We start from the raw sequence: 25,205 nt of genomic DNA, 5'->3' as shown, positions 1-25,205 counted from the left end.
GCTGAAGGGGATGAGAGATTGCACCGCTGCGGCCCGGCCTTGTCAAGAACACGCGCGGCGACGCGAGCCGCAGCATGATCGTGCCCTCAATCCGGCGTCGATGGTTGAGCTTTGCCGTGATCGTCGCGACGGCCGCGATCTCGTTCGCTCATGCCGAGGATGCGGTGCCCGCCAAGCCGGCCGATGCGCCTGCGGCTGAATCCGCGCCGACCAAACAGCCTGATGCGCCGCCGGCCGCGACGCCACCTGCGGAAGCGGGCAAGCCCGCCGGGACGGATCAGCCTGTCGACAAGCCGTTAGACGCCGCCAACCAGGAGCCGGAAAAGCCGGCCGATCGCGACACCCGCGAGTCGATCTGTCTTATGATCGAGTCCGCCGCCAGGGCGCACGATCTGCCGCTGGAGTTTTTCGCGCGGGTGATCTGGCAGGAGAGCCGGTTTCAGGCCGACGCGGTCGGGCCGGTGACGCGCAGCGGCAAGCGGGCGCAGGGCATCGCGCAATTCATGCCCGGCACCGCGAGCGAGCGCAGCCTGCTCGATCCGTTCGACCCGGTGCAGGCGCTGCCGAAATCGGCGGAGTTCCTGAACGAGCTGCGCGGCCAGTTCGGCAATCTCGGTCTTGCGGCAGCGGCCTACAATGCCGGCCCGCGCCGGGTGCAGGAATGGCTCGCGGGTACCGGGCCGATGCCGCAGCAGACCCGCGCCTATGTCTACGCCATCACCGGCACGACGGTCGACGATTGGGCGGCCGCCGGCCGCAACGCCAAGCAGCCCGACACCAAAGCCAACACCGATTGCCGCACGCTGATGTCGCTGCTGCGCCGTGCGCCAAATCCGTTCGTGGCTCAGCTCGAACAGCGGGTGAAGCTCGGCGCCGATCGGCCGTGGGGCGTGCAACTCGCCGCCGGCTTCAATCGCGACCGCGCGTTGGCACAGTATGCAAGGGCGATGTCACGGCTGAGCGCGGTGATCGGCGAGCACGATCCGAGCCTGTCGAGCTCGGTATTCCGCAGCCGAGGCACGCGGCCGTTCTATCAGGTGCGGATCGGCGCCGAGACTCGGCCCGAGGCGAACGAACTGTGTGCGCGCATCCGCAAGGCCGGCAGCGCCTGCCTGGTGCTGCGCAATCGCGGCTGACCGCGGAGAGACATGCGATCCGCTCATGCGCCCCGTCGTTCGACGGCGCGGCGAGCCGCCGCTAAGGTGCGGGCGGCGCCGCCCGGCGCCGGATTCGCCCTGAGGACCGAAAGGATGTCGCCCGCTGATGGCGCTCGCTTCGCACGAGTCTCCGCAATGGATGAGCCCGGGTCGCGCCTATCTGCAGGGCGTGCGTGCCGTCGGCACCACTGTGCTGACGCTGGTGCTGTTTGCGACCTATCTGGGCATCGGCGCGCTGGCGCATGATAGCCGCTTCAGCCTCGGCTGGGTGCTGCTGAGCACGTTGTTAGTCTGGGCCGGGCCGGCGCAGATCATCCTGATTTCCTCGCTCGGCTCCGGCGCGACCGCCATCCAGGCGGCGATCGCCGTGACGGTCAGCGCGATCCGGCTGTTTCCGATGGTGGTGTCGGTGCTGCCGCTGATGCGCACGCCGACCACCAAGCTGCGGCAGCTGATTGTGCCGGCGCATTTCATTGCGGTGACGCTGTGGGTCGAGTGCTTCCGGCTGCTGCCGCAGGTGCCGCGCGAGCGCCGTATTCCATTCACCATCGGGCTTGGCACTGGCCTCGTATCTGTGTGCCTGGTCGCCAATGTGATCGGCTATCTGCTCGCCGCCAACCTGCCGCAACTGTTCGGCGCGGCGATCCTGCTGCTGACGCCGCTCGCATTCCTGCTGTCCACCGCGCGAAACTGCCGGGAGATCGCGGACGGTGTCGCGCTCGGGTTGGGGCTGCTGCTGTTTCCGCTGGTCGCCTATTTTCACACCGGTGTCGACGTGCTGATCAGCGGCGTCGCGGCGGGCACCATCGCGTATGGCGTGCATCGCTGGAAAGCGAGGCGGGCATGAGCGGCTTCATCGGTGATTGGCATGCGTTGGTGGTGCTGGTGCTGGCCGGATTTCTGCCGAACGAGATTTGGCGGATGATCGGGCTGTGGCTCGGCGGCGGCATCGACGAAGGCTCGGAGCTGCTGATCTGGGTCCGCGCGGTGGCGACCGCGATCCTGGCCGGCGTGATCGCACAGATCCTGGTGTTTCCACCGGGCGCTTTGGCGAGCGTGCCGTGGGGGCTCCGCTATGGCTCGGTGGCGATCGGACTGATCGCCTTCATGGTGACGAAGCGCTCGATCCTGGTCGGCGTGGTCGCCGGCGAAGCCGTATTGCTTCTCGGGCAGTGGCTGTTGGCTTGAGTCTTTGGCCGCGGTTGCGCGCCGAGACAGGGCGATTACGCTGCGGTCGCCACATGCGAATGGGAATGCCGATGGCCAGTTATGATGAACTTCGTGAAGGCGAGATCGCAATCACGCCGCCGCCGCCGACCGATGCGGGCCTGGTATTCATCGGCCGCATCCGCACGCCATGGACCGCGCGCGGCGAGACACCGCGGCAGGGCAGCTTTGATGGACCGATCTGCCGGCTCGAGATTTTTGAGCCGTGGACGCAGGCGCTCGCGGGACTGGAGAAATTCGAGCAGGTGCAGGTGGTGTACTGGCTGCATCAGGCGCGCCGCGATCTGGTGCTGCAGCGCGGCCACGGCCACGACGGCCCGCGCGGCACGTTTGCCTTGCGCTCGCCGGTGCGCCCCAACCCGATCGGCATCTCGGCCGCCGCCCTGGTCGGCATCGAGGGTTCGACCGTATTGGTCCGCGGGCTCGACTGCCTCGACGGCACCCCGCTTACCGACCTCAAGCCTGACCGCGGCGTGCTTTCGATGAATTAACGAACCTCTCGTCATTGCGAGGAGGCGAAGCCGACGAAGCAATCCAGACGCGCAGTGCTCGGTGCCTCTGGATTGCTTCGCTTCGCTCGCAATGACGGAGATGTTGGGGCGGTTTGATCAGCCCGCCTGCAGCGCCGCCTTCAGCTTCGCGGCATTCTCTTCCAGCACGCTCGTCTCTTCCTTACGGCTCGCCGGCGGCAGCAGGGCAACGCCGTCGTGGCGGGGCATCACGTGCATGTGCAGGTGAAACACCACCTGGCCGCCGGCGGCTTCGGAGAATTGCTGCACGGTGATGCCGTCGGCATTGAAGGCCCGCTTGGCCGCGGCCGCGATCTTGTGGGCGGCGCGGGCGACGTGCGCGAAATCGTCGGCGGTGATGTCGAGGATGTTGCGGGCCGGAGCCTTCGGGATCACCAGCGTGTGGCCGGGCACCCGCGGCATGATGTCGAGGAAGGCGAGCACGTGCTCGTCCTCGTGGACCTTGTGGCATGGGAATTCGCCGCGCAGGATCTTGGCGAACGGGTTCTGGGGATCATAGGCGGTCATGGCGGCTCCGGCGATTTGCGGCCGGACTTTCGCCGCGCCGCGGCAGGTGGTCAAGCGGGATCGGTCAAGCCGGATCGGCGTCCTTGCGGAACGGGCCGGCTTCGGTCAGCTCGCGGCCCATCTCGTCGACATACATGCGCTCGCGCTTGAGGTAGTCGGCGATGGCGCGGCGCAGCGCCGGGTCGGCGATGTAATGCGCCGAGTAGGTGGTCTGCGGCAGGTAGCCGCGCGCCACCTTGTGCTCGCCTTGCGCGCCGGCCTCCACCACCTTGAGGCCGCGGGCGATCGCGAAATCGATCGCCTGATAGTAGCAGACCTCGAAATGCAGGAAGGGGTGATGCTCGATCGCGCCCCAGTGCCGGCCGAACAGCGTATCGCCGCCGATGAAGTTGATCGCGCCGGCGACCCAGCGACCGTCGCGCTTGGCCATCACCAGCAGCACGTCGTTGCGCATCGTCTCGCCGATCAGCGAATAGAACGCGCGGTTGAGATAAGGCCGGCCCCATTTGCGCGAGCCGGTCTCCATGTAGAATTCGAAGAACGCGTCCCAGGCGTCTTCGGTGATGTCGGCGCCGGTGAGGTGATGGATGGTGATGCCGTTCGCCACCGCATCGCGGCGCTCGCGTTTGATCGCCTTGCGATGGCGCGAGTTCAGCGTCGCGAGGAAATCGTCGAAGCTGCCGTAGCCTTGATTGTGCCAGTGAAACTGTTGGTCGGTGCGCTGCAGGAATCCCTGTTCGGCGAGGAAGCGCCATTCCGACTCGCGCGCGAAGGTGACGTGCGCGGACGACGCCTCGCTCAGCTTGCACAGCGCGACCAGTCCGCTCGACAGTGCCGCGGCGACCTCGCCGGCGTCCTGTCCTGGACGGATCAGCAGGCGCGGTCCCGTGGCTGGCGTGAACGGCACCGACGCCTGCAGCTTGGGATAGTAGCTGCCGCCGGCCCGCTCATAGGCGTCGGCCCAGCCACGGTCGAACACGTATTCGCCCTGCGAGTGCGATTTCAGATAGCACGGCACGATGCCGAGGATCTGGTCGCCACGCCGGGCCACGAGGTGGCGCGGGCCCCAGCCGGTCCGCACGCTGGCGGATTTGGAGGTCTCCAGCGCCGAGAAAAACGCGTGCGACGTGAAGGGATTGTAGGCGGCTGCCGACGTTGCGCAGGAGGCTGCTGCAGTGTCGGATGAGGCGTCGATCGGCGGCGCCAGCGCGCCGCGGGCGCAAGCGTCCCAATCGGCCGCCGCGATAGCGTCGACCGAGGGGACGGCTTCGAGCGTGATGTCGGGCGAACGACTCAAGGATCGATCACAGGCGATGATGGCGCGTCTGCATCATGCCCAGAGATTGGGGCCTGATGGCGCGCCGCGCAAGGGTGCGGCAAGGCCGAGGCGATCACGGTTCCGGAACGAAGCCCTCGAAGATCATCTGGTCGGCGTGCTGCTTGGCGCGGGCGCGTTGCTGCGGCGTGCGAACGGTCCAGGCTAACAGCGCGCAGCCAAACAGATTTCGGGCAATCCAGGGCGCGGGCGCGGGGAGGTCGTCGACCCGGTAGGCAACGAAGTGCGGCTGGGTTCGCAGACCGTGGCGCAGCGCTTCCATCGGCCGCCGCTGCGCCGCGGGAAGCTTCGCCCAATAGGCGTCGTCGTAACGACGCTCGGCGGTGATGCCGCGCGGCAAGCCGGGCATGAGCTGGCGCAACGCCAGCACCTGGTCAGGATCGAACGACATCGCCGCGACCGGGCCGCGATAGGAGGCGAGCACCGATTTCAGCCGCGACGCCAGCTTGCGGTCGCCGTCGAAATGGCTCTTCAGCTCGATCACCAGCGGCACCCGGCCGGCAACGAGATCGCACAGCTCGCCGACCGACATCATCCGCTCGGCGGTGTCCTTGAAGGCGACCTGGCGCAGCTCGGCGGCTGTGAGCGACAGCAGCGGCGCGCTGCCCTCGGTCAGCCGGCCGAGGTCGTCGTCGTGATGCACCACCGCTTCGCCGTCGGCGGTGAGCTGGATGTCCACCTCGATGGCGAAGTTGCCGGCGATCGCCGCATTGATCGCCGCCGGCATGTTTTCGAGCACGCCGCGGGCGCGGTCGTGCAGTCCGCGATGCGCGACCGGACGCGCCGTCAGCCAGTCGGGAGCGCGCATCGCATCAGGTCCGCAATCAGGCGACTTCGAACAGGCCTTCGACCTCGACCGCGGCGTCGGCCGGCAGCGAGGCGACGCCGATCGTGGTGCGGGCGTGACGGCCCTTGTCGCCGAACGCGGCGACCATCAGGTCGGAGGCGCCGTTCATGACCTTCGGGCCATCGGTGAAGTCGGGCGTCGAATTGATGAAGCCGCCGAGCCGCACCACGCGCACCACCTTGTCGAGGTCGCCGAGCGCGGCCTTGAGCTGCGCCAGGAGATTGATCGCGCAGCCCCGCGCGGCGGCGTTGCCGTCCTCGATGCTGACATTGGCGCCGAGCTTGCCCTTGGCGATCAGCTTGCCTTCGGCGTCGAAGCAGATCTGGCCGGACACCACCAGGAGATTGCCGGTGCGAACGAAGCCGACGTAGTTGGCGACCGGGCTGGTGGGTTCGGGCAGGACGATTCCCTGCGCGGTGAGTTTCTGCTCGATTGCTCCGGCCATCATGGTCCCCATTATCTGTTTATTGGATGTCGGTTCGTCACAAACGTCCCCGGCCGCCGGCGCGACCGGGCGCACTTGTTTGGCCGATTGCGGCTGCTCTGGCAAGCAAACCCCGGCCGGCTCGATCAGCGAGGTTTGATGCGAATTCGTCCGCGATTTCACCGTAATCGGGTGTTCCATCGGTGAGCAGCCGTTGCGGCTCGGTCAGCCGCTGCCTATCCTCAACCGAGGTTCCAACGGAGACCACATGCGCAAGCTACCCCAGACGAGCGTCCGCCTCTCGACGTTGGCGATCGCCCTGATCGGCGCCGCGGCGCTGAACATGACGCCGGCCGCTGCCGCTCCCGGCGTCGCCTTCCTGCCGCATCAGGCGTTGTACGATCTCAGCCTGATGAAGACGCGCAACAATGCCTCGGTGAATTCGGTGCGCGGCCGCATCCTGTACAATTTCTCCGGCAACGCCTGCGAGGGCTACACCTCGGATTTCCGTCAGGTATCGGAGATCGAGAGCGGCGAGGGCAAGAACACGCTGAGCGATCTGCGCTCGTCGAGCTGGGAAGACGCCGCCGGCAAAAGCTACCGCTTCAAGATCGACACCAAGATGAACGATAGCGACTCCAGCGACGTCGATGGCGTCGCCGAGCGCACCGGCGACAAGATCACGGTGAAGCTGAAGCAGCCGGTGCAGAAGACGTTCACGCTTGACGGCAAGACCGTATTCCCGACCGAGCAGATCGAGCGCATCATCGCCGCGGCGCGCGAAGGCAAGTCGCTGCTTGAGCTGCAGGTCTATGACGGCTCCGATGGCGGCGAGAAGGTCTACAACACCCTGACGGTGATCGGCCAGCCGATCCCCGGCGATCGCGCGGGCGCGACGCCCGACCCAGCGACTTCCGACTCCTCGATGAAAGCGCTGACGCGCTGGCCGGTCACGGTGAGCTACTACGACCGCAGCGCCAAGTCCGATACCGGAGAGCAGACACCGGTTTATGCGATGAGCTTCGAGCTCTACGAGAACGGGGTGTCCCGCTCGCTGGTACTCGACTATAACGACTTCGTTCTCGCCGGCGCCATGGGCAAGTTCGACGTCAAAGAGTTGAAGCCGTGCAAGTAATCGGCTGATTTAATTCTCCCACCGACATTCACCGTGTCCCGGACAAGGCGCCGCGCGCAGCACGGCGTCGCCGATCCGGGACCCCGGTAATGGCTCGTGAAGCTAAACCGGGGTCCCGGATCTGCAGCGCACCACGCCGCAAGAGCGGCGCGCTGCGCAGCGTCCGGGGCACGGCTCTGCATCGCGCCTCGCCGCACGATTACTCCCGCGGCTTCTCCGGCCCGGTATAGACCAGCCCCCGGATCACCGCGGCATTGCCGAATTTCTTGCGTAGGTCGTCCATCGCGCGTTCGGCGGTGGCGGCGCGGCGGTCGAGGAGGTCGGACTCGTCGGCCTCCGTCTGTTCGCTCAGTGCGCTGACGCCGGTGCCGATCAGCCGGAAGGCGGTGCCGTCGATCTCCTTGGCCAGCATCTCGCGTGAGATCGCGAAAATGCGGTTCGCCATCTGGGTCGGCGCATGGATCGTCTGCGATCGCGTGCGCTGGCGGAAGTCGGCGGTCTTCAGCTTCAGCGTTACCGTTGAACCGGCGAGCGCCCCGCCTTTTAATCGCGACGACACCTTTTCCGACAGCCGCCACAGGATCCGCTCCAGCGTCTCCAGATCGCGGATATCGGTGTCGAATGTCGTCTCGTTGGAGATCGACTTGGCGCCTCGGTCCGGGACCACCTTGCGGTCGTCGACCCCGCGCGCCAGCCGCCACAGCCTTCGGCCTTCGTCGCCGAACTGCCGCATCAACTCGATCTCGTCGGCCTTCTGCAAATCTGCGATGGTGCGGAAGCCGCGCTGGCCGAGGCGGGCCTCGGTCGCGGGGCCGACGCCGAAGATAAAGCCGACCGGCCGCGGGGCCAGCATGGCGCGCGCGTCGCTCTGGCCGAGCGCCGCGAATCCGCGCGGCTTGTCGAGATCGGAGGCGATCTTGGCGAGGAACTTGTTGCACGACAGCCCGACCGAGACCGTGATGCCGATATCGCGCTCGACCTCGCGCGCGAACCGCGCCAGCACCTTGGCGGCGATGGTGCCGTGCAGGCGCTCGGTGCCGGACAGGTCGAGGAACGCCTCGTCGATCGACAGCGGCTCGACCAGCGGCGTCAGTTGCAGCATGGCCTGGCGGACTTCGCGACCGACCCGAACGTATTTGGCCATGTCGGGCCGCACCACACTTGCTGACGGGCACAGCGCCAGCGCCTTGAACATCGGCATGGCGGAGCGCACGCCATAGGTGCGGGCGATGTAGCAGGCGGCGGAGACGACGCCGCGCTTGCCGCCGCCGATGATCACCGGCTTGTCGGCAAGGTCCGGATTATCGCGCTTTTCGACGGTGGCGTAGAACGCATCGCAGTCGATATGCGCCAGCGTCAGGCTTGGCAGCTCCGGGTGACCGATCAGCCGCGGCGAACCGCACGCCGCGCAGCGCCGCGCGTCCGCCCTGCTATTGGCAAGGCAGTCCCGGCAGAAGCGCAGCGATCCGCGCGGAAGGTCGGTCACCGGATCAGGCTCATGGAATGTCGCGCTCCCACGGCTTTTCCTCCAGCGCCTGCAGCGCCGCCGCCACGTTGGTCGGATCGAGATCGACCGAGGCCGCGAACGCCTTCACGGTGGCGTCGTCGCGCATGATGAACTGCAGCACGTTGATCAGGAACTGTGGATCGGCGGCGGACTGCCGCAGCGTCTCCGGTCCGAGCCCGGTCTCGGCCAGGAACAGGCCCAGCCGCTCAGGGTCCGAGGCGATGAAGGACAGCGCTTGAACCGCTACGATTTCAGAAACTTGCCGAAGATTGTGGACGCGCTTTGGCATCGGGAATGTTTGCCTTTCCGTAACTTCTGGGCTCTATTTTATTCAATCATGCCCGAGTCTTGCATGGGTTAAGTGCGGCGCCGGCCCGGCTGCCGCACGTGTCCCGGACTTGGGCATATTCGTATCAGGATAGGAGGGCGGGATGGCCAAAACCGTCCTGATCGTGGAGGACAACGAGCTCAACATGAAGCTCTTTCGCGACCTGCTGGAGGCCCATGGCTACCAGACGTCGGGAACGAGCAACGGTTATGAAGCGCTCGACCTCGTTCGCAAGCTGCGTCCCGACCTCATCCTGATGGACATCCAGCTGCCGCAGGTGTCCGGCCTGGACGTGACCCGCTGGATCAAGGACGATCCCGAGCTGCGCCACATTCCTGTGGTTGCGGTGACGGCGTTCGCGATGAAGGGCGACGAAGAACGTATCCGCGAAGGCGGCTGCGAAGCCTACCTGTCGAAGCCGATTTCGGTGGGCAAGTTCATCGAGACGGTGCGCCGCTTCATCGGTTAGGAGAAGGCATGTCCGCACGGATCCTGGTGGTCGACGACATTCCGGCCAACGTCCGCCTGCTCGAAGCGCGGCTGTCGGCCGAGTATTTCGACGTCGTCACCGCGTCGAACGGCGCGCAGGCGCTGGAGATCTGCGAGCGGGCCGAGTGCGACATCGTGCTGCTCGACGTGATGATGCCGGATATGGACGGTTTCGAAGTCTGCCGCCGGCTCAAGGCCAATCCGAAGACGCACTTCATCCCGGTGGTGATGGTGACGGCCCTGGACAGTCCGGCCGACCGTGTACGCGGGCTCGAAGCCGGCGCTGATGATTTCCTCACCAAGCCGGTGTCCGACGTCGTGCTGATCGCGCGCGTGCGGTCGCTGACGCGGCTGAAGATGATGACCGACGAGCTACGGATGCGTGCCATCACCTCGTTCGAGATCGGCGTGCAGGCGCCGGAGCGCGAGGCGGTCAACGATCAGGGCCGGGGCGGGCGCATTCTTCTGGTTGACGACCGGCCGTCATCCTACGAGCGGCTGGCCCCGATGCTCGCTGCCGAGCACGACATCGACGTCGAACCCAATCCGTCAGAAGCGCTGTTCCACGCCGCCGAAGGCAATTACGACCTGCTGATCGTCTCGCTCGGCCTCGAGAATTTCGACGGACTGCGGCTTTGCAGTCAGGCGCGCTCGCTGGAGCGGACGCGGCATGTGCCGATTCTTGCGATCGCCGACGCCGACAGCAATTCGCGGCTGCTTCGCGGCCTTGAGATCGGCGTTAACGACTACTTGCTGCGCCCGGTCGACAAGAACGAATTGCTGGCACGTGCGCGGACCCAGATCCGCCGTCGTCGCTACACCGATCACCTGCGCGACAACGTGCAGCATTCGATCGAAATGGCGATTACCGACGGGCTGACCGGCCTGCACAATCGCCGCTACATGGAGAGCCATCTCGCAACGCTGGCGGAACAGGCAGGCGCTCGCGGCAAGCCGCTGGCACTGATGATCCTCGACATCGACTTCTTCAAGTCGATCAACGATTCCTACGGCCACGACGCCGGCGACGACGTGCTGCGCGAATTCGCTCTGCGCATCAAGAAGTCTATCCGCGGCATCGATCTCGCCTGCCGCTACGGCGGTGAGGAATTCGTCATCGTGATGCCGGAGACCGACCTGCACGTCGCCCAGATGGTCGCCGAGCGGTTGCGCCGCGCCATCGCGGGCGATCCGTTCGCGATCGAGAAGGGCGCACGGCGGATCGAAGTGACGATCTCCATCGGCCTCTCCACACTGGAGCGGAAGGGTGAACCGATCCGCGACCTTCTCAAACGCGCCGACACCGCGCTGTATCGCGCCAAGCACGACGGCCGGAACCGCGTCGTCGCGGCGGCGGCTTAGACGCGTGCTCTAAACACGTGGGTGGCCGGGGTAAGCCCGGCCATGACGGAGTAGCCGGCCTAGTCTCGGCCCGGGGCTTTACTCGCGGTTCAGCTCGGGAACTTGTCGTTCATGATCGGCGAAGCTCGCCTCTTGCGAGTTGTGTCTGTCTCAATCTGAGTACTAATCGGATAGTTGCCCAAGCGCTGTGTTTGCGGCAATGCGGCATGGTCGGGCTTTGAATTTGGTGCTGCGGCGCGAAGTAACGAGATCGAACACTCCGATAATCCAATTACTTCTCTGGAAAATCGCAGTGCACCATCAAACTCGGCGTCCTCGGCAGCCCCGCCAAGTTACTCATCAATTTCATTAGTCCAATTCAACTTCGCAATTGCCTCCCTGCGACAATCTGATCATCCTGCCGGCAAGGTCGGCATCGGTCCGGTGGGTGTCAGGCCAGCAAGCCAGAAATGAGCGCCGCCGTAAGCGGCTTCATGCACCGGCATTGGGGAGAGAAATGCTCAAGCTCAATATCAATGGGCGGAGTCTGTCCGTCGATGCGGACAACGACACGCCGCTGCTCTGGGTTATCCGCGAACAACTGCAGATGACCGGTACCAAGTTCGGCTGCGGCGCCGGCCTGTGCGGCGCGTGCACGGTGCACGTCAATGGCGAAGCGGTGCGGTCGTGTCAGACCATGGCCGGCGACGTGGTCAACAAGAAGATCACCACAATCGAGGGCCTCGCCCCGAAGGGCGATCATCCGCTGCAGAAGGCGTGGATCGCCGAGCAGGTGCCGCAATGCGGCTACTGCCAGTCCGGCCAGATCATGCAGGCGGCCTCGCTGCTCGCGGCCAATCCCAACCCGAGCAAGGACGAGGTGGTGGCGCATATGGACGGCAATCTGTGCCGTTGTATGACCTATTCGCGGATCCAGAAGGCGATCATGCGCGCCGCATCCGAGATGCGGACCGCCAGCACCTCGAACGAGCGGAGCGCGACATGAACCAGCATGTGAAAGTCACGCCCTCGCAGAGCGCCGATCTCAGCCGGCGTTCGTTTCTTGTCGGCACCGCCGCCGCCGGCCTCGTGCTCGGATATAGCAGCGTGCCGGGCCTGCTCGGCGCCGATCAGGCGATCGCCGCGCCGTCCGCATTCGAGCCAAGTGTCTGGTACGCGATCGGGCCTGATGGCCTCGTCACCGTGACTTGCGGCAAGGCCGACATGGGCCAGCACATCGCCTCGACCATGGCGCAGATCATCTGCGAGGAGCTCGGCGCCAGCTGGAAGGACATGCGGGTCCAGCTCGCGTCCAACGATCCGAAGTTCAACGACCCCGTGCTCGGCGCGCAGATCACCGGCGGCAGCTGGAGCACGATGATGAACTTCGACGCGATGAGCCGCGCCGGGGCCGCCGGCCGCATCGCGCTGGTCGATGCCGCGGTCGCTGCGATGGGCGTGCCGCCGTATTTCAAGGACGAACTGGTCGTGCGCGACTCCCGCGTCACGCATCCGAAGACCAGGAAGTCGATGAGCTTCGCCGAGATCGTCAAGAGCGGCAAGCTGACCAAGACGTTCACGCCGGACGAACTCAAGGCGATCAAGCTGAAGACGCCCGATCAGTACAGCATGATCGGCGTGTCGGTTCCGCAGCTCGACATTCCGTCCAAGACCAACGGCAGCGCCAAATACGGCATCGACACGATGCTGCCGGGCATGGTGTACGGCAAGATCGTGATGCCGCCGGTGCGTTACGGCGCATCAGTGAAGTCGATCGACGACACCGACGCCAAGAAGGTGCCGGGCTTCATCAAGGCCGTCGTGCTGGATGATAAGACCGCGACGACGACCGGCTGGGTCGTCGCGGTGGCGAACACCTACGCGAACGCCCGCAAAGCGGCCGCGGCGCTGAAGATCAGCTACAATCCGGGTCCGAACGCCGAGGTCTCCAGCGAGTCCTTGCTGGAGGAAGCGAAGCGGCTGCAGGCGCAGGGCGACTCCGGGCTGTTCTTCGTCAAGGACGGCGACACCTCCGCGGCGCTCGGCAGTGCCGCCAAGGTGCTGGAGGCGGAGTACACCACCAGCATCAACATCCACGCGCCGCTGGAGCCGATGAACGCCACCGCGCAACAGCAGGGCGACATCTGGCACATCTACTCCGGCAATCAGTTCGCGACGCGCTCCGGCGCGATCGCGGCCGGTGCCGCCGGGGTCGATCCCAAATACGTGGTGATGCATCAGGCCTGGCTCGGCGGCGGCTTCGGCCGCCGGCTCGACGCCGACATGATGGTGCCGGCTGTGCTGGCCGCCAAGGCGGTCGGCAAGCCGGTGAAGGTGATCTACTCGCGCGAAGACGACATGACGATGGACTTCTCGCGCCCGCTCACCTTTCAGAAGGTCAAGGCCGGGCTCGACGGCGACGGCAAGCTGATCGCGCTGGAGCACGACGTCGTCAGCGCCTGGCCGACCAAGCGTTGGGGCATTCCCGACTTCCTGTCGCCCTCGGTCGACAAGAAGGGCGCGCTCGACGCCTTCACCGTCAACGGCGCCGACTTCTTCTACTCGGTGCCCAACCACAACGTCCGCGCCATCCTCAACGAGATGGCGCAGAACGCGACGCCGTCCGGCCAGCTCCGCTCGGTCGCACCGGGTTGGACGTTCTGGGCGGTCGAAAGCATGATCGACGAACTCGCCCATGCCGCCGGGCAGGACCCGGCGCAATTCCGCATCGCGCTGCTCGACGGCAAGGGCAAGAACGACGGCGGCGCGCAGCGGCTGCGCAACACATTGCTGGCTGCGATGGGCATGGCCGGCTACGGCGCCAAGCAACTGCCGAAAGGCGAGGGCATGGGCGTCGCCTGCGTGTCGTCGCAGGAACGCGCGTCGGCAAGCTGGACGGCGTGCGTCGCCCATGTGGCTGTCGCGCCGAGCGGTGACGTCAAGGTGAAGAAGCTCACCGTCGCCACCGACGTCGGCACGCAGGTGCATCCCGACAACATCCGCGCCCAGGTCGAGGGCGCGGCCTTGTGGGGACTGTCGCTGGCGATGATCGAGAAAGCCACGCTGAAGCATGGCGCGATCGAGCAGAACAACTTCGACAGCTACCATGTGCTGCGGATGAGCCAGGTGCCGGAGGTCGCGGTCAGCGTCATCGCCAATGGCGAGAAGGCGACCGGCGTCGGCGAGCCGGCGGTAACGGTCGTCGCTCCCGCGCTCGGCAACGCCATCTTCAACGCCTGCGGCGCCCGCCTGCGCTCATTGCCGATCACCGCGGAGGCGGTGAAGGCCGGCATGAAGGCGTAGGACGCACGTCTTTCGAGCCGAAGCTTCTCACCACGTCATGGCCGGGCTCGTCCCGGCCATCTACGTTTTTGCCACGGGTAAGGAAGACGTGGATGCCCGCGACAAGCGCGGGCATGACGGAGGGGAGCGGGTGGCGCTGTCCATTCGACCTGACCAGGCACCAACGAAAACGGGGCCCGCAAGGGCCCCGCGAATTAGCCGTCAGTGAGCCGTGCGGCTTACTTGATCTTGGCTTCCTTGAACTCGACGTGCTTGCGCGCGACCGGGTCGTACTTCTTCTTGGTCATCTTGTCGGTCATGGTGCGCGAATTCTTCTTCGTCACGTAATAGAAGCCGGTGTCGGCGGACGAGACGAGCTTGATCTTGATGGTGACCGCTTTGGCCATGGTCGGAACCTCGAATTTCGGGAATCGGCAGCGAGGTCGAACGTCAGGACCCGCGTTTGGCGCGCAAACTAGCCGCGAATGTCCGAAAGTCAAGGTTCTGGCCGGCCTTTGGGCGCCGAATACGGCGCATTTTCGCTCCCGCGCCGCAGTTTTTAGCGTCGCCGGGCCCTGATTTGCGTGCAAATTCAACAAGACGTGCGCCGGTGCATCGCAGATGCTCGTTTGGTTGCTCTCGACAACGGGCCGCAGTGCCCCATGTTCGGGACCGATCCAGACAGACGAAAGGCGAACGATGAGCGTCACTGAACCCGCCCTGCGCGCGGCGGAGGACCCGAGACCGGAGCCGCCACCCCGCAAGAGGGGGGCGAGCGGCGCCGCGGGTGCGCCGGAGCCGGGGCTCAGCGGTGGTCTGACGCTGGCGATGGCGGCCGCGGCCGGCATCGCGGTCGCCAACATCTATTACAACCAGCCGATGCTCGGCATCATCGAGCGTGACTTCGGCGCTTCGCCCCTCACCGGAATGATTCCGACCGCGACCCAGCTCGGCTACGCGCTCGGTTTGTTTCTGCTGGTGCCGATCGGTGATCTCACCGACCGACGCCGGCTGATTGCGGGGCAGTTCGTGCTGCTGGCGCTTGCGCTCGTCGCGGTCGCTCTGGCGCCGACGGCGGGGCTTATCGTGATTGCATCGTTGGCGCTCGGCGCCTGCGCGACGGTCGCGCAGCAGATCGTGCCGTTTGCGGCGGCGCTCGCCGAACCGGCGCGGCGCGGCAAGGTGATCGGCCTGGTGATGGCCGGGCTGCTGTGCGGCATCCTGCTCAGCCGCACCATCGCTGGCTTCGTTGCCAGCCATTCGGGCTGGCGCGAGATGTTCTGGCTGTCTGCGCCGTTCGCACTTGGCGCGGCGGTCGTGATGGCCTGGCTGCTGCCGCGTCATCATCCGCATCTGCCGATCGGCTACGGCCAGGCGTTGGCCTCGCTGCTGTCGCTGTGGCGCGAGCAGCCGCAATTGCGGCGTGCGACGTTGGTGCAGGCGGCGCTGTTCGGATCGTTCAGCGTGTTCTGGACGGTACTGGCGCTGCACCTGCAAGAGCCGCGCTTCGGCCTCGGTGCAGATGCGGCGGGCCTGTTCGGTCTGGTCGGTGTCGTCGGCGTGCTCGCCGCGCCGATTGCCGGACGAATCGCGGATCGCAGCGGGCCCGAACCGGTGATCGCGATCGGTGCCGCACTGGCGCTGGCGTCGTGGGCGCTGTTCGGGCTGTGGGGCAGTATTCTCGGAATGGCGCTGGGCGTGATCGTGCTCGATTTCGGCCTGCAGGCCGCGCTGATCTCCAACCAGCACATCGTCTACGCGCTGGTGCCGGAGGCGCGCAGCCGGCTCAACACCGTGTTCATGACCGGGATGTTCATCGGCGGATCGCTCGGCTCGGCCGGCGCAGCGTTCGCCTGGTCGCACGGTGGCTGGGTCGTCGTCAGCAGCTACGGCGCGGCTCTCGCCGCGCTCGCGCTGGTGCTCGAACTAACAGCGCGCTGGTCGCGCCGTTAGGTCGCCAACAAGCTTGTCGGGCGCTCAGCCCGGCAGCATGTCCTTCTGCATCCGCCCGCCGTAGAAGTGGAAGAACGGCACCGTCGCGTCGTGCCGCAGCGGCCCGGTGGCGAGGCGGCGATCGAGTTCGCCGAGCACGTTCTTGGTCATGGCGTGCAGATCGGCGAGCGGGCTGGATCCGAGCTCGACCCACACCAGCTCGACCAGCTCGGCATCCGCGTGCACCACGCCTTCGACGCGGTGCGCGATCGCCGACGCATCCGCCGTGAAGAAGCGGGTGTCGAAGCGGCGGACGCGGCCGGGCGGCGTGATCGCGCGGGCGATCAGGAACAGGCCGGACGGATCTGGCAGCAGGCCGGCCTCGGCGAACGGCTGCCACGGACCTTCGAGGGTGGACGGCGCGGCATCGGTCTTGCGGCCGAGGCACAGGCCGGTCTCTTCGCAGGCTTCGCGGATCGCCGCGATGGTGAGCGCGCGGGCGCGGGCAGGGGTGATCTTGGGGCTGCCCTTGAGCAGATTGGCTTCGAGTTCAGGCGGGATAGGCGCCGCCACCGGCACGCGGTTGTCGAACTTGTCGACCCGGCCGCCGGGAAACACGAACTTGCCCGGCATGAACACCACCTTGTCGTGGCGGCGGCCGACCAGCACCTTCGGGATCGATCCGCTGCGATCCACCAGGATCAGCGTCGCGGCATCCTTCGGCCGGAAATACGGGTGGTGATCGGCTTCCTTTTCGCCCTGTTCGACGACGTTCGCTGCTTGGGTCGCAGTCTCGCTCATATCCGCCCCTGTGTTCGTTTCTTGTTTGGTTTCTTGTGCGGCGGCGTTGGCGCCGTCGTCGTTGTTCGTCAGATCTTTTCCGGATGGGCCTCGTCGAAGCCGTGCATCCGGAATGCCCATTGCAGCCCGACCACCGCTCCCTTGACGGGTTGCAGCAGCAGCAGCGAGGACAGCAAAGTGATAGGCAGATAAATCGCCAGCTGCAATGCCACCGCGGGGGCGAAATTCGTTTCGACCGACAGCGCGATCGGCACCACGATGTGGCCGACGATGACGATCACCAGATAGGCGGGGAGGTCGTCGGCGCGGTGGCCGGTGAAATCCTGGCCGCAATGCGTGCAGTGATCGGCGGTCTTGAGGAAGGCGCGGAACAGCTTGCCTTCACCGCAGCGGGGGCAGCGGCCGCGCAGGCCACGTCCCATCGCCTGCCAGACATTTCGCTGCTGCACTGGCGCTTGTTCCGGCGGCCACACCACCGGCTGCTGCGTCGCGACGTCCTTCATCGCTTTCCCTTCCCTGGTTTGGTCTTTTTTGGTTTCGCGGGCTTGCCGCCCTTGTTGTTACGACCCTTCGTTTTCGCACTCTTGGCGTGCCCAGCCGGTCCACCACCTTTGCCGGTCTTCGCCGTCTTGGCGCGGCCGATCGCCTTACCCTTCGGTCCCTTGCGGTGCCGCCGGTCCGCGATGCTGCCGCCGGCGATCAGCTCGAACCGCAGCGCGCCGGCCACCGGCGCAGCTTCCACCAAACGGACGTCGACCACATCCCCCAATCGATGCATGACGCCGCTGCGCGTTCCAATCAGCGCGTGCCGGGTTTCATCATAATTGTAGTACTCGGCGCCCAGCGTGCGCACCGGGATCAGCCCGTCGGCGCCGGTGTCGGCCAGCTTGACGAACAGCCCCGCCTTGGTAACGCCGGAGATCCGGCCCTGGAACGTCGCGCCAATGCGGTCGGCGAGGTGATGGGCGATCAGCCGGTCGACGGTTTCGCGCTCGGCCTTCATGGCGCGGCGTTCAGTCAGCGAGATCTGTGCTGCAATTTCCGCCAGCGTCTCCACCGTCTCGGTCTGCGGCAACGCGCCGTCGCCGAGCGCGAGCGCGCGGATCAGCGCGCGGTGCACCACGAGATCGGCGTAGCGCCGGATCGGCGAGGTGAAATGCGCGTAGCGGCGAAGATTGAGGCCGAAATGGCCGTAGTTCTCGGAGCTGTATTCGGCCTGCGCCTGCGAGCGCAGCACCACCTCGTTGACCAGCGGCTCGGCGTCCTCGCCTTTGACCATCGCCAGGATACGGTTGAACTGCGCCGGGCGCATCGCGCCGCCTTTGGCAAAGGAGAGGTCGAGCGTCTTCAGGAAGTCGATGAGATTGTGGACCTTCTCCACCGTCGGCTCGTCGTGCACGCGGTAGATCAAAGGCAGGGCCTTCTTCTCCAGCATCTCGGCGGCGGCGACGTTGGCGAGGATCATGAATTCCTCGATCAGCCGATGCGCGTCGAGCCGCTCCGGCACGATGACGCGGTCAACGGTGCCGTCCGGCTTCAGCAGAATCTTGCGCTCGGGCAGATCGAGATCGAGCGGATCGCGTTCATCACGGCCGCGCTTGACGATCGCATAGGCCTCGTAGAGCGGCTTCAGGATCGTCTCGAGCAGCGGGCCGGTGGTGTCGTCGGGCTGGCCGTCGATCGCTGCCTGCGCCTGCGCGTAGTTCAGCTTCGCGGCGGAGCGCATCAGCACGCGGTGGAAGCTGTGCGAGCGCTTGCGGCCATCGGCGCCGATCACCATGCGGACGGCGAGGGCGCCGCGGGCCTCGTTCGGCTTCAGCGAGCACAGATCGTTGGAGATGCGCTCCGGCAGCATCGGTACGACGCGGTCGGGGAAGTACACCGAATTGCCGCGGCGCAGCGCATCGCGATCGAGCGCCGAGTCCGGCCGCACGTAGTAGGCAACGTCGGCGATGGCGACGTACACGATGACGCCGCCTTTGTTGTCGGGATCCTCGTCCGGCTCGGCATAGACCGCGTCGTCGTGGTCCTTGGCGTCCGGCGGATCGATCGTCACCAGCGGCAGCTCGCGCCAGTCCTCGCGGCCCTTGAGCGTCGCCGGCTCCGCCGCTTCGGCTTCGCGGATCGCTGCCGGCGAGAATTCCTGCGGGATGTCGTGGCTGTGGATCGCGATCAGGCTGACGGCCTTCTCGGTCGCCAGCGAGCCGAGCCGTTCCTTGACGCGGCCGGAGCCGAGCCCATAGGCGCGGGTGCGGATCAGTTCGACGCTGACAAGGTCGCCGTCTTGCGCGCCGCCGGCATCGTGGGCCGAGATGTTGAGTTCGCGGCCGGCCTGTTTCTTGTCGACTGGCACCAGCCGTCCGCCGCCATCCGGCAGTGCGCGAAATATGCCGAGCAGGCGGGCACGGCCGCGGTCGAGTACACGGATGACACGGCCGACATAGGCCGGGCCGTCGTCGCGATTCTCCGACGGCTCGACATGCAGCAACGCGCGGTCGCCGAGCCCGGCGGCGGTGCCGGGCTTGATGCGGCGCGGGGTGTGAATGCGGATCTTCGGCGCGTCGCCGTCCTGCTCGTCCCATTCGGACGGCACGGCGATCAGTTCGCCATCGGCATCGCGCGAGGTGATATCTGCGAGCAGCGTCGGCGGCAGCGTCGCCGGCTCGGCTACTTTGCGACGGCCGCTCTTGCGGATGGTGCCGGCGTCGGAGAGTTCGCGCAGCATCCGCTTCAGTTCGGCGCGATCGGCGTTCTTCAGGCCGTACTCGCGCGCGATTTCGCGGGTGCCGACCTTGCCGGGATGGGCGCGGATGAAGGCGAGGAGAGTAGCCTTGTCCGGAAACTTCGCGTCGCGCGGCTTGCTCACATCTATCCGTTCTTGGCGGCGCTACTCTTGGCCGCGGCTTTGGGCTTGGCGGCCTTCTTCGCCGCGGGCTTGGCCGTGGTTTTGGCCGTCACCGGTGCGCGCGCCTTGCTGGCGGCGGCGCCTTCGGCTTTCGGCTTGGCTTTCTTGACCGCGGCCTTCTTGGCCGGCTTGGCGTCGCCATCGGCCTTCTTGGCTGCGGCTTTCTTGGCCGGAGCCTTCTTCTTGACCTTGGCGCCGCCGCCCTTGGCGGCGCGCTCGTCGAGCAGCACGATCGCTTCGGGCAGCGTGATGGTCTCGTCGGTCTTGTCGTTCGGAATCGTGGCGTTGACGCCGCCGGCGGTGACGTAAGCGCCGTAGCGGCCCTTCTTCACCGCGACCGCGCCGAGCGTCGGGTGATCGCCCAGCGCTTTGCCGGGATCGGAGCCGAACCGGCCCTTGCTCGGGCCCTTGGCGACCTTCTCGGCGATCAGCGTCACCGCGCGGTTGAGGCCGATCGTGTGCACGTCGTCGCCGGCCTCGAGACTGGCATAGGTCTTCTCGTGCTGCACATAGGGGCCGAAGCGGCCGATGCCGGCCTTGATCGGCTGGCCGCTCTCCGGATGCTTGCCGACTTCGCGCGGCAGCGCGAGCAGCTTGAGCGCCACGTCGAGCTCGACGTCGGCCGGCGAGGTGCCCTTCGGGATGCCGGCACGCTTCGGCTTCTCGCCTTCGCCATAATCCTTGGCTTCGCCGAGCTGGATGTACGGCCCGAACCGGCCGGACTTCACTGCGACGTCGAGCCCGGTCTCGGGATCGGTGCCGAGCACGCGATCGGCTTCCGCGCCGCCATCGGCGGCGAGCGGCCGGGTGTAGCGGCATTCCGGATAGTTGGTGCAGCCGACGAAGGCGCCGAACTTGCCGGCCTTGAGATTCAGCCGCCCGGTGCCACAGGTCGGGCACTGCCGCGGATCGCCACCGTCCTCGCGCGCCGGATAGATGTGCGGCCCGAGCATTTCATCGAGGACGTCGAGCACCTGCGCGACGCGCAACTCCTTGATCTCGTCGACCGCGCCGATGAAGCCGCGCCAGAACTCGGCGAGCACTTCTTTCCACGACACTTCATTGTTGGAGATGCGGTCGAGGTCTTCTTCGAGCGACGCGGTGAAATCGTATTCGACGTAGCGGGCGAAGAAGTTCTCGAGGAAGGCGACAACGACGCGGCCCTTGTCCTCGCCGTACAGCCGCTTCTTTTCCAAGCGGACGTAGCCGCGATCCTTCAGCACCTGCAGGATCGATGCGTAGGTCGACGGCCGGCCGATGCCGAGCTCTTCCATCCGCTTGACCAGCGAGGCTTCCGAGAAGCGCGGCGGCGGCTCGGTGAAGTGCTGCGTCACCGCCAGCGCTTCGCGCTTCAGCGCCTCGTCCTGGCTCATCGCGGGGAGGCGGCGGGAGTCTTCGTCTTCGCTGTCGTCGTCGCGGCCTTCCTGATAGGCGGCGAGGAAGCCGTCGAACTTCACCACCTGGCCGGTGGCGCGCAGCTCGAGCGTCCGCGATCCAGCTGTGGCTTCGATGTCGACGGTGGTGCGTTCGAGTTCGGCCGATTCCATCTGGCTGGCGACGGTGCGGATCCAGATAAGTTCGTACAGCTTGGCCTGGTCCGGCTCGAGCCGGCGGCCGACGTCGGACGGGCGCCGAGACAAATCGGTCGGGCGGATCGCCTCGTGCGCCTCCTGGGCGTTCTTGGCCTTGGTCTGATACTGCCGCGGCGATTCCGGCACATAGGCCTTGCCGTAATCCTCGCCGATCACCGTGCGGGCCTGGGTGATGGCGGAGGCATCGATCTGGACGCCGTCGGTTCGCATATAAGTAATGAGACCCGCGACTTCGCCGCCGATGTCGACGCCTTCATACAGCCGCTGCGCCACCCGCATGGTGTGGGCCGGCGCGAAGCCGAGCTTGCGGCTGGCTTCCTGCTGCAGCGTCGAGGTGGTGAATGGGGCGTAGGGATTGCGACGGGCCGGCTTGGCTTCGACCGACGCGACGCGGAAGTTCGCGGCCTCGATCGCCTTCTTGAAGTCTTCGGCCTCGGCGCCGGTGCCGATGTCGAGCCGCGCGATCTTTTTGCCGCCGGCGCCGACGAGGCGCGCCTCGAAGGTGTCGCCGCGCGGCGTCGCTAGCGTGGCGATCAGCGACCAGTATTCGCGCGGGACGAATTTCTCGATCTCGGTCTCGCGGTCGCAGACCAGTCGCAGCGCCACCGACTGCACGCGGCCGGCCGAGCGGGCGCCGGGCAGCTTGCGCCACAGCACGGGAGACAGCGTGAAGCCGACCAGATAGTCGAGCGCGCGGCGCGCCATATAGGCGTCGACCAGCGCACCGTCGATCTCGCGCGGATGCTTCATCGCGTCGGTGACCGACTGCTTGGTGATAGCGTTGAACACGACGCGCTCGACCTTCTGGTCCTTCAGCGCACGCTTCTGCTTCATCACCTCCAGCACGTGCCAGGAGATGGCCTCCCCCTCGCGATCAGGGTCGGTTGCGAGGATCAGCTTGTCAGCATCCTTGAGCGCCTTGGCGATGTCGTTCAGCCGGCTCGCGGCCTTGGGATCGACCTCCCAGATCATCTGAAAATCGGCTTCGGGATCGACCGACCCGTTCTTGGCCGGCAGGTCGCGCACATGGCCGAACGACGCCAGGACCTCGTAGGACGAGCCCAGATATTTGTTGATCGTCTTGGCCTTGGCGGGCGACTCGACAATGACGAGATTCATCGGAATCCAATGACTTAGCTGGAAGAATGAGGGCTGTTTCGCGAGACTCGCGCTGGCCACTTGCGCCGGAACATGGGTGGTGAGGCGGTCGCTGTCAAATCGGGGCTGTGTTGCAGGCGGACGGAGCTTGCAGCCTTTCGTCGTATCGCTCGCAAAATTTAAACCTAGAGTTGTGCAACCTATAGTAGTAAATCGAGCTGTGCCATGTCGATGGTCGCGCGGTGGCCGAGGAGTCGTCAGCCTATGTCACGTAATCGGAGCCGCGGCTCCATGTCCCGCGACGGCGGCCCGGGCGAGGCCGCCGGTTACGTTGCCGAGGCGATCGAGGATCTGATCCGGATCGCCGACATCCACCGTCTCGAGGTTCTTTGTTACCTGCTTGATATGGCACGGATGGAGGCGACCGAAATCGGTCGCAAACATGGCTCACCTAAAGAGTGATGCCATCGCAGTCGCACCTTCGCTGATCCAGCCAAGGTCTTGGACAGCATGGATCTTCTTTCGTTCATCCATCTCGTGAAGACGTACAAGTCGAATGCAAGGAGAGGGGCCCCGCGATCCGGTCCAGGAACATCCCGATGGGTTCGGCGTTGTTGGGCGAACGTAACGACTTTCCGTCGTTTACCAATCGTTAACTAAATTCGTTCACGATTCCAAATAAGCGGGAGGCGGGCCGGATGTACGTCCGCCTCCGAGATGGCTCGAAGTGTCCCCCACTTCGAGCCGTTGCTTTTTTAGGCAGGCCGCAGACGTCAGGCGGCTCGCAGACTGGCTGCCGCCGACAGCGCCGTTTCCAGCGCTTTCTCGCGATGCTCCGGCCCGACCTGGATGCCGTCGGCCGAGATGATCTCCGGATCGGTGATGCCGATGAAGCCGAACACGAACCGCAGATAGCTCTCCAGATGCTCCCCGGCCGCCATCGGGGTGTCGGCGCCGTAGTAGCCGCCGCGCGACACCGCGACGATCACCCGCTTGCCGGCCGCCAGTCCCTGGACCCCGTTCGGCCCATAGCTGAAGGTCTTGCCGGCGACCAATATGCGGTCGATCCAGGACTTCAGCTGGCTCGGGATGGTGAAATTGTACATCGGCGCGCCGACCACCACGATATCGGCAGCGAGGAATTCCTCCAGCACGTCCTGGCCGGCGGCGAGGTCGTCTTGCAGCGACGGCTCCGGCGTAGCGCCGTGGGCGACCGCGAGGTGCGAGCCGGACAGATGTCGCAGCGGCTCGGTGGTGACGTCGCGGTAGGTGACCATCAGGCCCGGATGCGCCTGGCGCAGCCGGTCGACGATGGCGGCGGTGACCTTTCGGCTGACGGAGTTGGGACCGAGTACGCTGGAGTCGATGTGCAGCAGTTTCATTGGCGTCTTCCTTGGTATAGATTTGTAACTGACGCACTATGAGTGACCGGCGAAATCCCACAAGAAGGCACTATTTTGAAACCCGAGCACAGCCATTTGCCTGCGCACAGCGATGATCCCGGGCACAGCGATGTGCCTGCGCCGCAGGGCGCGAGTGCCCATAGCGACTGCCTCGGCGTCAATTCGGTGCTGTCGCGGGTTGGCGACAAATGGACCGTGCTGGTGATCATGCTGCTGCGCGAGCGGCCGCGCCGCTTCAACGAGCTGAAGCGGATGGTCGGCGGGATCTCGCAGCGGATGCTGACGCTGACGCTGCGCGGGCTGGAACGCGACGGCCTGGTCACGCGCACGGTGTTTCCGACCGTCCCGCCGCGTGTCGACTACGAGCTGACACCGCTCGGCCACGGTCTCAGCCAGCCGGTGCAGGCGCTCGGCACCTGGGCGCTCGAGCATCTGCCGGAAATCGAAACCGCGCGGCAGGCGTTCGACGAGCGCTGAGGCTCAGCTCAGCGACACCAGCCCGCCGCCATGGCGCTCCAGCCTTCCGGCGAGTTCGAGTTCGAGCAGCACCGTCCGCACCACCGCTGGACTGATGCCGCTCAGCCGGATCAGATCGTCGATGCCGATCGGCGAGGGGCCGAGTAATCGCAGCAGCTGGGCGCGGTCGCTGGCGTCCGGCTCGCTCGCCGGCGGCGGATGCTCGGGCTCGCGGCCGGGCAGCTCGATCGGCCGCTCCAGGCTCGACGCGACCGCCTGGACGATGTCGGCCGCGCAGGTGATCAGCGTCGCGCCCTGCTTGATGAGATCGTTGGTGCCGGCGGCGCGCGGGTCGAGTGGCGAACCCGGGACGGCGAACACCTCGCGGCCCTGATCGGCGGCGCGACGCGCGGTGATCAGCGAGCCGGAGCGAAACGCCGCCTCGATGACGGCGACGCCGACCGACGCGCCGGAGATCAGCCGGTTGCGGCGGGGAAAGTCCTTGCCGCGCGGCACATGGCCGAGTGGCATCTCCGAGATCGCCGCGCCGCGCGCCTCGATGATGTCGAGCAGCAGGTCCTCGTGCTCGGCCGGATAGATCTTGTCGTGGCCGCCGGCCAGCACCGCGACGGTGCCGCTGTCGAGGCTCGCGCGATGCGCGGCCTGGTCGATGCCGCGCGCCAGCCCGGAAATCACCACGAAGCCGGCGCTGCCCAGATCGGCGGCGAGCTGCGCGGCGACTGTCAGCCCGGCGCCCGAGGCGTTGCGCGAGCCGACGATCGCGATCATAGGCCGCGCCCACAGCGCCAGCGCATCGGGCCGGGCCTGGACGCCGAGCATCGGCGGCGCGTCGTCCATAGTAGCCAGCCGCGGCCGATACCCCGTTTCACCCCGCGCAACCAACTCGA

25 protein-coding genes are annotated in these 25,205 nt (G+C 66.3%); 12 read left to right on the top strand and 13 right to left on the bottom strand.

The window, feature by feature from the left end:
- Positions 1-74 precede the first annotated feature (74 nt).
- The 4 genes from ACOJTD_RS08235 to tsaA all read left to right on the top strand — a co-directional run bounded on the left by ACOJTD_RS08235 (position 75) and on the right by tsaA (position 2,875).
- Positions 75-1,136, top strand: coding sequence for a transglycosylase SLT domain-containing protein (locus ACOJTD_RS08235; RefSeq protein ID WP_420132430.1), 1,062 nt, complete (start codon positions 75-77; stop codon positions 1,134-1,136).
- Between the two features lie 127 nt (positions 1,137-1,263).
- Positions 1,264-2,004 (top strand): AzlC family ABC transporter permease, encoded by a 741-nt coding sequence (locus ACOJTD_RS08230; RefSeq protein ID WP_420132429.1) that lies wholly within the window; start codon positions 1,264-1,266, stop codon positions 2,002-2,004.
- A complete protein-coding gene (locus ACOJTD_RS08225; RefSeq protein WP_420132428.1) occupies positions 2,001-2,345 on the top strand; it encodes an AzlD domain-containing protein in 345 nt (114 codons plus the stop codon). Before ACOJTD_RS08230 ends, ACOJTD_RS08225 begins: the two co-directional genes overlap by 4 nt.
- A 71-nt stretch (positions 2,346-2,416) precedes the next feature.
- Entirely contained in the window at positions 2,417-2,875 is a 459-nt protein-coding gene (gene tsaA, locus ACOJTD_RS08220) for a tRNA (N6-threonylcarbamoyladenosine(37)-N6)-methyltransferase TrmO (RefSeq protein WP_420132427.1), read from the top strand.
- Positions 2,876-2,992: 117 nt separating this feature from the next.
- On the opposite strand, the gene ACOJTD_RS08215 is transcribed toward tsaA, so the two are convergent.
- From ACOJTD_RS08215 to ACOJTD_RS08200, 4 genes are all read right to left on the bottom strand, one after another.
- Entirely contained in the window at positions 2,993-3,421 is a 429-nt protein-coding gene (locus ACOJTD_RS08215) for an HIT domain-containing protein (protein WP_420132426.1), read from the bottom strand.
- A 64-nt stretch (positions 3,422-3,485) separates the two neighbouring features.
- Positions 3,486-4,718 carry a GNAT family N-acetyltransferase gene (locus ACOJTD_RS08210; protein WP_420132425.1) on the bottom strand — a complete coding sequence of 411 codons (1,233 nt, stop codon included), beginning with the start codon at positions 4,716-4,718 and terminating at the stop codon, positions 3,486-3,488.
- Between the two features lie 94 nt (positions 4,719-4,812).
- Positions 4,813-5,565, bottom strand: a complete 753-nt coding sequence (locus tag ACOJTD_RS08205; RefSeq protein WP_420132424.1) for a glycerophosphodiester phosphodiesterase — start codon at positions 5,563-5,565, stop codon at positions 4,813-4,815.
- Between the two features lie 16 nt (positions 5,566-5,581).
- Positions 5,582-6,049 carry a RidA family protein gene (locus ACOJTD_RS08200; protein WP_420132423.1) on the bottom strand — a complete coding sequence of 156 codons (468 nt, stop codon included), beginning with the start codon at positions 6,047-6,049 and terminating at the stop codon, positions 5,582-5,584.
- Between the two features lie 247 nt (positions 6,050-6,296).
- Here ACOJTD_RS08200 and ACOJTD_RS08195 point away from each other — a divergent pair, with 247 nt between their 5' ends.
- A complete protein-coding gene (locus tag ACOJTD_RS08195) occupies positions 6,297-7,163 on the top strand; it encodes a cell envelope integrity EipB family protein (protein WP_420132422.1) in 867 nt (288 codons plus the stop codon).
- A 199-nt stretch (positions 7,164-7,362) separates the two neighbouring features.
- Here the strand turns inward: ACOJTD_RS08195 and ACOJTD_RS08190 are convergent, their stop codons facing one another.
- Together ACOJTD_RS08190 and ACOJTD_RS08185 are read right to left on the bottom strand one after the other, a co-directional pair.
- A complete protein-coding gene (locus tag ACOJTD_RS08190) occupies positions 7,363-8,649 on the bottom strand; it encodes a DNA polymerase IV (RefSeq protein WP_420132421.1) in 1,287 nt (428 codons plus the stop codon).
- Between the two features lie 10 nt (positions 8,650-8,659).
- Positions 8,660-8,959 (bottom strand): DUF3572 domain-containing protein, encoded by a 300-nt coding sequence (locus tag ACOJTD_RS08185; protein WP_420132420.1) that lies wholly within the window; start codon positions 8,957-8,959, stop codon positions 8,660-8,662.
- 142 nt (positions 8,960-9,101) lie between these two features.
- Here ACOJTD_RS08185 and ACOJTD_RS08180 point away from each other — a divergent pair, with 142 nt between their 5' ends.
- The 4 genes from ACOJTD_RS08180 to ACOJTD_RS08165 all read left to right on the top strand — a co-directional run bounded on the left by ACOJTD_RS08180 (position 9,102) and on the right by ACOJTD_RS08165 (position 14,131).
- Complete coding sequence (locus ACOJTD_RS08180) at positions 9,102-9,467, top strand: response regulator (RefSeq protein WP_238733238.1); 366 nt, start codon at positions 9,102-9,104, stop codon at positions 9,465-9,467.
- 8 nt (positions 9,468-9,475) lie between these two features.
- On the top strand, positions 9,476-10,849 hold the full coding sequence (locus ACOJTD_RS08175) for a PleD family two-component system response regulator (RefSeq protein ID WP_420132419.1): 1,374 nt from the start codon (positions 9,476-9,478) through the stop codon (positions 10,847-10,849).
- 496 nt (positions 10,850-11,345) lie between these two features.
- The gene (locus ACOJTD_RS08170) at positions 11,346-11,834 is read left to right on the top strand and encodes a (2Fe-2S)-binding protein (RefSeq protein WP_420132418.1); all 489 of its coding nucleotides are present in this window, start codon (positions 11,346-11,348) and stop codon (positions 11,832-11,834) included.
- On the top strand, positions 11,831-14,131 hold the full coding sequence (locus tag ACOJTD_RS08165) for a molybdopterin cofactor-binding domain-containing protein (RefSeq protein WP_420132417.1): 2,301 nt from the start codon (positions 11,831-11,833) through the stop codon (positions 14,129-14,131). Before ACOJTD_RS08170 ends, ACOJTD_RS08165 begins: the two co-directional genes overlap by 4 nt.
- A 218-nt stretch (positions 14,132-14,349) precedes the next feature.
- Here the strand turns inward: ACOJTD_RS08165 and rpmG are convergent, their stop codons facing one another.
- The gene (gene rpmG / locus ACOJTD_RS08160) at positions 14,350-14,517 is read right to left on the bottom strand and encodes a 50S ribosomal protein L33 (protein ID WP_254986482.1); all 168 of its coding nucleotides are present in this window, start codon (positions 14,515-14,517) and stop codon (positions 14,350-14,352) included.
- A gap of 292 nt (positions 14,518-14,809) precedes the next feature.
- Between rpmG and ACOJTD_RS08155 the strand changes: the two genes are divergently transcribed.
- A complete protein-coding gene (locus ACOJTD_RS08155) occupies positions 14,810-16,063 on the top strand; it encodes an MFS transporter (RefSeq protein WP_420132416.1) in 1,254 nt (417 codons plus the stop codon).
- A 24-nt stretch (positions 16,064-16,087) separates the two neighbouring features.
- Here ACOJTD_RS08155 and ACOJTD_RS08150 read toward each other — a convergent pair whose 3' ends face one another.
- The 4 genes from ACOJTD_RS08150 to topA form a co-directional block, all read right to left on the bottom strand.
- Complete coding sequence (locus ACOJTD_RS08150; RefSeq protein WP_420132415.1) at positions 16,088-16,843, bottom strand: NUDIX hydrolase; 756 nt, start codon at positions 16,841-16,843, stop codon at positions 16,088-16,090.
- 68 nt (positions 16,844-16,911) lie between these two features.
- Positions 16,912-17,346, bottom strand: a complete 435-nt coding sequence (locus ACOJTD_RS08145) for a DUF983 domain-containing protein (protein WP_420132414.1) — start codon at positions 17,344-17,346, stop codon at positions 16,912-16,914.
- Positions 17,343-19,709 (bottom strand): ribonuclease R, encoded by a 2,367-nt coding sequence (gene rnr, locus ACOJTD_RS08140; RefSeq protein ID WP_420132413.1) that lies wholly within the window; start codon positions 19,707-19,709, stop codon positions 17,343-17,345. Before rnr ends, ACOJTD_RS08145 begins: the two co-directional genes overlap by 4 nt.
- A gap of 2 nt (positions 19,710-19,711) precedes the next feature.
- Complete coding sequence (topA, locus tag ACOJTD_RS08135; protein WP_420132412.1) at positions 19,712-22,459, bottom strand: type I DNA topoisomerase; 2,748 nt, start codon at positions 22,457-22,459, stop codon at positions 19,712-19,714.
- A 270-nt stretch (positions 22,460-22,729) separates the two neighbouring features.
- Between topA and ACOJTD_RS08130 the strand changes: the two genes are divergently transcribed.
- Entirely contained in the window at positions 22,730-22,900 is a 171-nt protein-coding gene (locus ACOJTD_RS08130) for a hypothetical protein (protein WP_420132411.1), read from the top strand.
- Between the two features lie 311 nt (positions 22,901-23,211).
- Here ACOJTD_RS08130 and ACOJTD_RS08125 read toward each other — a convergent pair whose 3' ends face one another.
- Entirely contained in the window at positions 23,212-23,820 is a 609-nt protein-coding gene (locus ACOJTD_RS08125; protein ID WP_420132410.1) for an FMN-dependent NADH-azoreductase, read from the bottom strand.
- Between the two features lie 72 nt (positions 23,821-23,892).
- Here ACOJTD_RS08125 and ACOJTD_RS08120 point away from each other — a divergent pair, with 72 nt between their 5' ends.
- Positions 23,893-24,318 carry a winged helix-turn-helix transcriptional regulator gene (locus ACOJTD_RS08120; RefSeq protein WP_420132436.1) on the top strand — a complete coding sequence of 142 codons (426 nt, stop codon included), beginning with the start codon at positions 23,893-23,895 and terminating at the stop codon, positions 24,316-24,318.
- Positions 24,319-24,321: 3 nt separating this feature from the next.
- Here the strand turns inward: ACOJTD_RS08120 and dprA are convergent.
- A partial coding sequence (dprA, locus tag ACOJTD_RS08115) for a DNA-processing protein DprA (RefSeq protein ID WP_420132409.1) occupies positions 24,322-25,205 on the bottom strand: 884 nt, incomplete at its 5' end.

The sequence above is a fragment of the Rhodopseudomonas sp. genome (assembly GCF_048594845.1).
Classification (GTDB): domain Bacteria; phylum Pseudomonadota; class Alphaproteobacteria; order Rhizobiales; family Xanthobacteraceae; genus Rhodopseudomonas.
The sequence above is the reverse complement of the archived record's forward strand: the minus strand, read 5'-3'. Positions and strand labels throughout refer to the sequence as shown.